General features: G+C 59.4%; 3 protein-coding genes. All 3 read right to left on the bottom strand.

Features of this window, described 5'->3' with window-relative positions:
• Positions 1-474: acetolactate synthase small subunit (gene ilvN / locus VAE48_RS13565; RefSeq protein ID WP_322793867.1), on the bottom strand; the 474-nt coding region annotated here is incomplete at its 3' end.
• Between the two features lie 17 nt (positions 475-491).
• On the bottom strand, positions 492-2,210 hold the full coding sequence (ilvB, locus tag VAE48_RS13570; RefSeq protein ID WP_322793868.1) for a biosynthetic-type acetolactate synthase large subunit: 1,719 nt from the start codon (positions 2,208-2,210) through the stop codon (positions 492-494).
• Positions 2,211-2,278: 68 nt separating this feature from the next.
• The gene (ilvD, locus tag VAE48_RS13575; RefSeq protein WP_322793869.1) at positions 2,279-3,946 is read right to left on the bottom strand and encodes a dihydroxy-acid dehydratase; all 1,668 of its coding nucleotides are present in this window, start codon (positions 3,944-3,946) and stop codon (positions 2,279-2,281) included.
• Between the last annotated feature and the right edge of the window lie 527 nt (positions 3,947-4,473).

A 4,473-nucleotide genomic window follows, 5' to 3' on the forward strand; every position in this document is an offset into this window, starting at 1 on the left:
TCTACCCCGCTCCATGGCGACCACACCGGTACGCACCATTTCGATGATGCCGAATGGACGCAGCACTTCCACGAAGCCGTCAATTTTCTCCACATCCCCGGTTAATTCGACAATCAGCGATTGATTGGTCACATCCACCACCCGCCCGCGAAAGACATCCACCACCTGCATGATTTGGGTGCGGCTTTCGGGCGGGGCCTGCACCTTGACCAGCGCCAGATCGCGCACCACGCTCTGGGTGTGGGTCAGGTCTTCCACCTGCACCACGTTGACCAGTTTGTACAGGTAGGCCGTCAATCGTTCGATGGCGAAATCATCACCTTCGACCACAATGGTCATGCGCGAGAGGCCGGGCTGTTCGGTGTGCCCCACCGTCAGCGACTCAATATTGAATGCCCGCCGGCGGAACAGCGAGGCAACGCGGTTCAAAACGCCGGGTTTGTCTTCCACCAAAACCACCAGTGTGTGCGCCATGCTCCTCTCCTTTGCTTTCATAGTTCGTCCTGCCCGGTTTCGACAATTGCCGTGCGCACCGGACGGCGGATCATGTTGTGCAGGTCGGCACCGGCCGGCACCATCGGATAGACGCTGTCTTCCTGCTCAACGCGGAAGTCAACCACTACCGTGCCTTCAGCGTCGCGCGCGGCTTCGAGGGCTGGCAGCACATCTTCGCGCCGTTCCACCCGCAAACCGGTCAAGCCGTGGGCTTCGGCCAGTTTGACGAAATCGGGGCTGCGCATGGGGGTGGCCGCATAGCGCCGTTCGTAGAAGAATTCCTGCCACTGGCGCACCATGCCCAGATAACCGTTGTTGATCACCGCCACATTGACCTTGATGCCCTCTTGTGTGGCCGTCGAAAGTTCGGCAGCGGTCATCTGAAAACCGCCGTCGCCGACGATTGCCCACACTTCCGCATCCGGGCGGGCGAACTTTGCGCCAATCGCTGCCGGCAAGCCAAAGCCCATCGTGCCCAACCCGCCGGAGGTAATCCACTGGAACGGTTTTTCCACGCGGTAGTACTGAGCCGCCCACATCTGGTGCTGACCTACATCGGTGGTGATGATGGCGTCGCCGCCGGTAAAGCGCCACAGGTCGTGAATCACGTGCGCGGCATACAGATGACCGTCCGGCGGCAGGTATTGAATATCGCGCACCGCGCTTTCGCCTTTCATCTCGTTGATGTATTCCAGCCAGGCAGCGTGATCCAGGGCGGGCAGCTGCTCCAGCAGGGTTTGCAGCGTTTCGCGCAGGTCGCCGACAATGCCGACATCCACCCGCACATTCTTGTTGATTTCGGCCGGGTCAATATCAATGTGGATTTTGCGGGCGTGCGGGGCGTAAGTCTTCAGGTTGCCGGTCACGCGGTCATCGAAGCGCATCCCAAACGCCAGCAGCAGGTCGGCTTCCTGAATGGCGTGGTTGACCCATGCCTCACCGTGCATGCCCATCATGCCGAGGTTGAGCGGGTGGTTTGCCGGAAAACCGCCGATGCCGAGCAGGGTCATTGCCACCGGAATCTGCGCCCGTTCGGCAAACTCCTGCAATTCGCGCATGGCGTTGGAAAGCAGTACACCCTGCCCGGCGAGAATGAGGGGTTTGCGCGCCTGGGCAATCAGCTCAAGCGCCTGTTCCACCTGCCTGCCGAGCGGATGACGCTGGGGGCGGTAACCGCGCAGTTTGAGCGGGGCCGGGTCGTACTGCCATTCGGTGCTGTTCTGCTGGGCATCTTTGGCAATATCCACCAGCACCGGGCCGGGGCGTCCGCTGCGGGCGATGTAAAAGGCTTCCCGTAGCGCCGGGCCGACATCTTCCACGCGGGTGACCAGATAATTGTGTTTGGTAATCGGCAGGGTAATGCCGGTGACATCTGTTTCCTGAAAGGCATCGAAACCGATAAAGCGGCTGACCACCTGTCCGGTGATAAAGACGGTCGGCGAGGAATCCATCATCGCCGTGGCGATGCCGGTGGTCAGGTTGGTTGCGCCGGGGCCGGAGGTTGCCATGGCCACCCCCACCTTACCGCTGACGCGGGCATAAGCATCGGCCATGTGAGCAGCGCCCTGCTCATGGCGCACCAGGACATGGTGCACCGGATAATCCAGCATGGCATCGTAAATGGGCAAATTGGCGCCGCCCGGATAGCCAAAAACCACCTCCACCCCCTCTCGTTTCAGCACTTCCCAAACAATTTGTGCACCGGTTAATTTCATTGCTTCCTCCTTCTTTGGCGAATGATGAAAATGATGGCTCAAGTAATTGAATGAATGAGATATCCTTCTCAACACATCAGCACCGCCCCCGTGTCGGCGCTGGTAACAAACTGCTGATAGCGGCGCAGCCAGCGGCTGGTGGTGCGCGGCTGGAAGGGCGGCAGTTCCGCCAGCCGCCGGGCAATCTCCTCGTCGCTCAGTCGCACATTCAGCGTGCGCTCGTCGAGGTTGATTTCGATTACATCGCCGGGCTGCAGGGCGGCAATCGGGCCGCCGGCGGCTGCCTCCGGTGAGATATGTCCGACGCACGCCCCGCGCGTCCCGCCGGAAAAGCGTCCATCGGTGATCAGGGCTACCTTGTCGCCCAAACCCATGCCCATGATGGCGCTGGTGGGGCTGAGCATTTCCTGCATGCCCGGGCCGCCTTTGGGGCCTTCGTAGCGGATGACGACGACATCGCCGGGCTGTACCTCTTTTGCCAGAATGCCGCGCAGCGCGTCTTCCTGCGATTCGTAAATGCGTGCCGGGCCGCTGAAACGGCGCATGTCCGCGGTAACGCCACCGGTTTTGACCACCGAACCGCGCGGGGCAAGGTTGCCGAACAGGATTGCCAATCCGCCGTCGGTGGAGTGGGCATTTTCCCAGCGGCGGATAACTTCTTCATCGCGGATTTGGGCGCCCAGCAAATTTTCGCCCATCGTCTTGCCGCTGACGGTTGGGCGGTGGAGGTGCAGCAAGCCGGCGGCACGTTGAATCTCGCTCAGAATGGCGGGTATGCCGCCGGCGCGGTGAACATCCTCCATGTGCCACTTGCCGGCCGGGCTGACCTTGCACAGGTGGCGCACCCGCGCCGATACCTGATTGATGCGCTCCATGGAATAGGGGATGCCGGCTTCGTTGCAGATGGCCAGCGCGTGCAGGATGGTGTTGGTTGACCCGCCCATCGCCATATCCAGCGCAAAGGCATCGTCCATTGCCTCGGCGGTGATGATGTCGCGCGGGCGCAGGTCGCGCTCGACCAGTTCCAGAATCAGGGCCGCGGCCCGTTGCGCCAGTTCCTCCCGCTCCGGGGTGTTGGCCAGCGCCGAGCCGTTGTAGGGCAGGGCAATCCCCAGGGCTTCCATCAGGCAGTTCATGCTGTTGGCGGTGAACATGCCGGAACAGGAGCCGCATGAGGGGCAGGCGTAGTCTTCCAGCACTTTCAGGCGGCTGCGGCTCATCCGCCCGGCCTGCACCGCGCCGACCCCCTCGAAGACCGAGATCAGGTCAATCACCTCGCCATCCGGGGTACGGCCGGCAGCCATCGGCCCGCCGGAGATGAAGATTGCCGGGATGTTGACGCGCACGGCGGCCATCAGCATGCCCGGAACGATTTTGTCGCAGTTGGGGATACAAACCATGCCATCAAAGGGGTGGGCGGAGATCATGGTTTCGATGGAATCGGCGATTAGCTCACGCGAGGGCAGCGAAAACTTCATTCCCTCATGCCCCATGGCAATGCCGTCATCCACGGCAATCGTGTTGAACTCGAACGGCACACCACCTGCCGCGCGGACGGCCTCTTTGATTTTTTTGCCGAATTCCTGTAAGTGAACATGACCGGGGACAATATCCACATACGAATTGACGATGGCGATGAAGGGCTTGCTCATATCAGCATCGGTGACGCCGGTGGCTTTGAGCAGCGCGCGGTGGGGGGCAAATTCGAGGGCTGTTTTGATTCGATCGGATCGCATGGTCTTTCCTCTGGCGATGGATGGGGTAAAAAAAACCGCCCGATTGGGCGGTTTTCTTTTTCTACTGCTGCGTTCGGTTGAGTTTATCTTTTTCTGGACTCTCCTTCGCTCACGCTTACCGCCCAAACGGGTAATGGGTTCTCGAGTACAATAACGAGAACCAAAATCGCGATAAGAATGAAGAGGGAGAAGAACGAAATCATTTGGGGTTTAATTTTTCCAATTTGGGGAAATTTCGCCCTATTGTAGGACAAATGGAGTCAAAAGTCAAGTACCTTTCAAATTTCTTAACCTTTTCTTTACATTTTTCACGGATGGTTATTTTTGTGGGTTCGGGGTAAGAGCAAAACCCGGAGAACAGCGAAATTCACCCCTCAGCGGGAGGCGCGGGAGCATTTGCTCAACGCGGCAATCTCCGGCTGGGGCGAATTTGCGGGCGTTGTAGGAGACTCCTCACTTCGTTCGGAGTGACATTAAATTTTTTGTTTATGTTGCTTTAGTCGGAGTGACACGGCTGGTTTATGTCC

Source organism: Bellilinea sp. (assembly GCF_034432615.1).
GTDB lineage: Bacteria > Chloroflexota > Anaerolineae > Anaerolineales > Anaerolineaceae > Bellilinea.

Bases quoted from the DNA above. Each gene is read 5' to 3' on its own strand.
- ilvB (WP_322793868.1), bottom strand. From the start codon at position 2,210: ATGAAATTAACCGGTGCACAAATTGTTTGGGAAGTGCTGAAACGAGAG.
- ilvD (WP_322793869.1), bottom strand. From the start codon at position 3,946: ATGCGATCCGATCGAATCAAAACAGCCCTCGAATTTGCCCCCCACCGC.